Consider the following 4602-nt stretch of genomic DNA (forward strand, 5'->3'; position numbering starts at 1 on the left):
AGACGAGTTGAGGAACTTCTATCTTCACCCAAGGCCCGCCCCTCATTCATCACCAACACCCGGCAGTCAGAGACCGCGTCACGCACTCTGAAACCGGAAGAGCCCCTTTGACAAAGACAGACACTCTCTCCGTCCACTCGAGGAAGGTGTTGTCACCTGTGACCGGTAGCCTCACAGGCGGCACCGTGGCTTAGAACAGGAAAGAATCAGAGACGGTGGAAATAAACGCACGGCATTCGAACCTTCGACGCTCCCAGCACCGCACCATTTCGACGGATTGACCCGTTGCGCCGCCCAACGTACGTGGATAATGTAACTTTCACCACATCCCCGAGATGCGCAAGAAGCAGGTTCGCACCAGGCACCATCGGCGATCCAATTGGGGAGAGCTTCAGCGACGGGACCTCCGCCAGATCGACGTCACTTCGCCTCGCTGACAATTCCTGCAACGGTGCCACGGCAGAGTCGACACGTGCATGGGCTCAGACCCGTAGCTTTCCACGCAAGTGGAGTCGAAAGCGCGATTCTCCGGGCGCTGCGACCTTAGACTCGTTCTGAGCGCATTCATCGCCATGACCGCATCGGCGTTAGATCCCAGTGGGGCTGAGGGAACGTTCCTGCCGGTCTGCGTCTTCGTCGCCGCCTTGGTCCTCCCTAAAGACAACTGCGTCGAGGTCCACCGAAAGGAGCCGACGCACAGCCCTGACCTGCGCCAGCTGAGAAGCGCTTCAGGCCCCGTCATACGGCCGGGCCGAACACCTGTGACAGGTGTTCGGCCCGGATGAAGACTCCCCTTGGCAGTAGTGACTGCCGCTCACCGCGAGCTGATCGACGTGTACTTGCGCACCGCCAACGGCACGAACACCACGATCATGAGAGCCGAGCCGATGAACACGGTGAGCACCGGATGCTGCATCGGCCACGCCTCGGGCACGGGAGCAGTGCCGACATTGCCGAACATCACGCGGGCTGCGTGCACGAGCGCTGAGACCGGATTCCATTCGGCGATGACCCGCAGCACTCCGGGGAGATTCTGCGACTGGACGAAGGCGTTCGAGATGAACGTCAGCGGGAACAGCACGATGAAGGAGGCGTTGTTGATCGTCTCCGGCGACTTCACCGACTGCCCAGCAGGCTCATGACCCAGCTGAACGCATAGCTGAACAGCAGCAGCAGGCCCAGCCCGGCGAGGAAGTGCCAGATGTCGGTCGTATAGCGCCAGCCGACGACCAGACCGGTGAGGATCATGATGATCATCGACAGCCCGTTGAGCACGAGGTCCGACAGCGTCCGCCCGACGAGTACGGCCGCCGGGGTCATCGGCAGGGTGCGGAACCGATCGATCATCCCTTCCTTGAGATCCTGGGCGAGCGCGGCACCGGAGAACGTCGCACCGAAGATGACCGTCTGCCCGAAGATCCCGGCCATGAGGTACTGCGTGTAGTCGGTGCCCTCAACCGCAATCGACCCGGCGTAGACCTGGCTGAAGAGCATGACGAACATGATCGGCTGCAGCACCGCGAAGATGAGCATGTCGGGGCTGCGGCGCAGCCGGATGAGGTTGCGCTTCGTCACCGTCGCCGAATCGTAGAGGAACCGCGACAGCGGCGAGGACACCGCCGGTGTCAGATGCAGCCCCGCGGCTGCAGCGGGTTCAGCGGTGGTCGTCATCGGGTCTCCTGTCCGGTTGCACACGGTTCTGCCGGCGCCGAGGCGGTGGCCGCCTCGGAAGCGGATGCGCTGGTGGGCGGGCCGGTGGCCTCAGGCGGCTCTGCCTCTCCCGGCGGCTCTGCTTCTCTGGTCCTCGCTTCGACCACGTCGCCGCCCTCACCGTCCTCGTCGGCCCGGTGCCCGGTCAGGCGCATGAACACGTCATCGAGGGTGGGCCGGCGGATGCCGGCGTCGTGGAGTTCGATGTCGGCGGCGGTGAGGTCGGTGAGGATCCGCTGCAGCGTCATCGGCCCGGATTCGACTGCGACGCAGAAGGTCCGCCCGCCCGGCGCCGACTCGACCTCGCCGAGCCCGTACCGGGTGAGGATCTCCGCTGCGGTCCCGCCGTCAGCGACATCCGCCAGGGTGATCTGCGCCCGATGCCCGCCGACCTGGGCTTTGAGCTGATCGGCGGTGCCTGCGGCGATGACGCATCCGCCGTCGATGACGGCGATGTCGTCGGCGAGCTGATCGGCCTCTGCGAGATACTGCGTGGTGAGCAGCAGCGTGGTGCCGTCACCGACGAGCTCGCGGATGATGTCCCACAGCGCCAGCCTGCTGCGCGGATCCAGACCGGTGGTCGGTTCGTCGAGTCAGGAGGTAGGGGGGTAGGCAAGGCAGGCGTACCTCATGTCCATGACCACCACTACTGACTCCATGCTCGAAGCCCCCGAACTCTCCACGAACCTGGAAGCCTCGATCGCACGATTGCGGGAGGTCGCTGACGACGACTGGACGCCGGCCATCGTCTACGGGCGGGCCTCTCAGGACCGCAAGAAGCTCATGCGCTCGATCAACGACCAGCTGCTGGACTGCGTGTCCTGGTGCGAGCCCTTGCGCTGGTACCCGGACGTGATCGTGCGTGACTCCGACCGCTCCGCCTCGCAGTGGCGGAAGAAGATCCGCGAGGGCTTCGACGAGGTGATGGCCCTGATCGAGGAAGGCAAGCATGGCGGGTTCGTCACTTGGGAACCCTTCAGGGCCATGCGTGACCTGGAGGTCTACGTGCAGCTGCGCAAGGCCTGCCGCCGAGCCAACGTCCTCTACCTCACCCACGGACGCGTGTACGACTTCACCCGATCGGATGACTCGTTTGCGATGGGGTGGGAGTTTTTACGGGCCGAAGCCGACGCGGATACGATGCGCGAACGTCAGCTGCGCACCGTGAAGCTCAACGCCGAGCGCGGACGCCCCACGGCCGCCTCCCGTATGGGTACCGGCGGATCTATGACCAGCTCATCGGGGTGCTGCTGCGGCAGGAGCCTGACCCGCACAAGGGCCAGATCGTCAGGGATGCGGCCCGTGACGTGCTGGCGGGTAAGTCGCTGCACTCGGTGGCGATGCGGCTCCAGGATGCTGGGGAGCCGACCCCGATGAAGTCCTGGACCGAGGCCCCGCGCGGGTGGGAGGCGAACACGGTCCGCCAGGTGCTGGAGAACCCCACGATCGCCGGTAAGCGGGTCTATCAGGGCGAGATTATCGGGGAGGCGCAGTGGGAGCCGCTAATCGATTGGGAGACGTTCCAGCGGCTTCAGCGTCTGTTCGCCGACCCGGGCCGCAGGGTCAAGGGCGGCGGTGGTACGCAGGCGAAGACGCTGATGACCCACATTGCCAAGTGCCACTACTGCGGACGCCCCTTGAAGCGGGCGGTGCTGCGCCGGAAGAAGCAGGCGGATGCGGTGAAGTACTACTGCGGCTTCCGTGGCTGCTACAAGACGACGATCGCCCAGCAGGGTCTGGATGACTACGTCAAGGAGGCGGTGCTGGCCTGGTTCGAGAGCCCTGAGAACCTCGCCCGGCTCACCGGTAACGATGGAAGGGAGTGGGTCGCGAAGGCTGATGCGGCGCAGGATCGCCGGGCGGCGTTGCAGACTCGTCTGGATGAAGCGATCGCCCAGTACACCGCCGGGGAGCTGAATCTGGACACGCTGACGAAGGTCGAGCAGACCCTGCGTCCGCAGATCGCGGATGCGGAGCGGGAGCTGATTCCGCCGATCACCGATGCCCGTGTCAAGGCTCTGGTCACGGCCCCGGACCTGCGGGCGGCCTGGAGTGAGCTGTCGCTGGCGGAGCAGCGGGCGATCATCAAGGCGGGATTCGACATCCGTATCCAGCAGACGCAGAACCACGGTCAGAACGCCTTCGAACCGGGCCGGGTGCTCATGGAGCCCCGCACCCGATGACCCTGCCGCGGGCTGGTCACCGGGTGCGCCCGCGCAGGGTGTTGCGCACCAGGGTGACCAGCTCGCTGCTCATCGGCGGGAACTGCGCGGCGGCCTCACGGGCGGCGGCGCGGATGCGTTCGCGCTCCGTCTCGGCGACGGTGCTCGTCGAAGTCTCCACGAACTCGGCGTGGTCTCGGGCAGTGGTCCGGGTCTGGGGTGTCGGGATGCTGTTCACACCTGACAGGTGCGCACATACACCCGCGGCCAGAAAAAGCAACAACTACATCTAGCCATCTAAGCGGATGCGAGCTTCTATATGTGCATGTTCAGTGCTGTCGTACCCGTCAGGACTCCGAGATCGGTGGCTGTCACGGGAGTGCCGATTCGGCACCCCCGTGACAGCCACCGCTCAGGCTTCACGGTGGGAGAAATTTTCCCGCACCGTCAGCACCCGAACCCGCGGGGCTCGACGGTGCCTGCAAGTTGCCGTCACCGTCAGCCCGTCCCGATGTCACAGTGGTGCCACATTGGCACCACAGTGGCGAGCGTTGACGGGGATGAAAATTTTTCACCACCGTGCCCCGGTGCACGGTCCTGCAAATTTTGCGGGACCGCACACGCCCCGGCTGCGGCAGGCGAACGGTACCGGAAATTTTCCGGCCCCGTTGACCTTCCTCCGTCTCGCGCACGCAGGTGGGCTGTGGTGGTGCCGATTCGGCACCACCAC

At 65.0% G+C, this 4602-nt stretch carries 7 protein-coding genes; 3 read left to right on the plus strand and 4 right to left on the minus strand.

The window, feature by feature from the left end:
* Window positions 1-814 precede the first annotated feature (814 nt).
* Genes ACFFN1_RS13780 through ACFFN1_RS13790 form a run of 3 tightly spaced genes read right to left on the minus strand, consistent with a single transcriptional unit; the run spans window position 815 to window position 2165 of the window.
* Entirely contained in the window at window positions 815-1120 is a 306-nt protein-coding gene (locus ACFFN1_RS13780) for a hypothetical protein (protein WP_376841408.1), read from the minus strand.
* Complete coding sequence (locus ACFFN1_RS13785; RefSeq protein ID WP_376841410.1) at window positions 1117-1671, minus strand: ABC transporter permease; 555 nt, start codon at window positions 1669-1671, stop codon at window positions 1117-1119. The genes ACFFN1_RS13780 and ACFFN1_RS13785 overlap by 4 nt, the downstream gene beginning before the upstream one ends.
* A complete protein-coding gene (locus tag ACFFN1_RS13790; protein ID WP_376841414.1) occupies window positions 1668-2165 on the minus strand; it encodes an ATP-binding protein DrrA1-3 family domain-containing protein in 498 nt (165 codons plus the stop codon). Before ACFFN1_RS13790 ends, ACFFN1_RS13785 begins: the two co-directional genes overlap by 4 nt.
* Here ACFFN1_RS13790 and ACFFN1_RS13795 point away from each other — a divergent pair.
* The 3 genes from ACFFN1_RS13795 to ACFFN1_RS13805 are packed head-to-tail and all read left to right on the plus strand — an operon-like array spanning window position 2091 to window position 3893.
* Window positions 2091-2363, plus strand: coding sequence for a hypothetical protein (locus ACFFN1_RS13795; RefSeq protein ID WP_376841411.1), 273 nt, complete (start codon window positions 2091-2093; stop codon window positions 2361-2363). The genes ACFFN1_RS13790 and ACFFN1_RS13795 overlap by 75 nt on opposite strands.
* Window positions 2364-2367: 4 nt before the next feature.
* Window positions 2368-3087 (plus strand): recombinase family protein, encoded by a 720-nt coding sequence (locus ACFFN1_RS13800; RefSeq protein ID WP_376841412.1) that lies wholly within the window; start codon window positions 2368-2370, stop codon window positions 3085-3087.
* Window positions 3018-3893 carry a recombinase family protein gene (locus ACFFN1_RS13805; RefSeq protein WP_376841415.1) on the plus strand — a complete coding sequence of 292 codons (876 nt, stop codon included), beginning with the start codon at window positions 3018-3020 and terminating at the stop codon, window positions 3891-3893. Before ACFFN1_RS13800 ends, ACFFN1_RS13805 begins: the two co-directional genes overlap by 70 nt.
* A gap of 16 nt (window positions 3894-3909) precedes the next feature.
* Here ACFFN1_RS13805 and ACFFN1_RS13810 read toward each other — a convergent pair whose 3' ends face one another.
* Entirely contained in the window at window positions 3910-4110 is a 201-nt protein-coding gene (locus tag ACFFN1_RS13810) for a hypothetical protein (RefSeq protein WP_376841413.1), read from the minus strand.
* Between the last annotated feature and the right edge of the window lie 492 nt (window positions 4111-4602).

It is taken from the genome of Brevibacterium otitidis (assembly GCF_042429315.1).
GTDB classification, from domain to species: domain Bacteria; phylum Actinomycetota; class Actinomycetes; order Actinomycetales; family Brevibacteriaceae; genus Brevibacterium; species Brevibacterium otitidis.

Coding starts and splice junctions, on each gene's coding strand:
- ACFFN1_RS13785 (WP_376841410.1), bottom strand. CDS start 1,671: ATGACGACCACCGCTGAACCCGCTGCAGCCGCGGGGCTGCATCTGACA.
- ACFFN1_RS13795 (WP_376841411.1), top strand. CDS start 2,091: ATGCCCGCCGACCTGGGCTTTGAGCTGATCGGCGGTGCCTGCGGCGAT.
- ACFFN1_RS13800 (WP_376841412.1), top strand. CDS start 2,368: ATGCTCGAAGCCCCCGAACTCTCCACGAACCTGGAAGCCTCGATCGCA.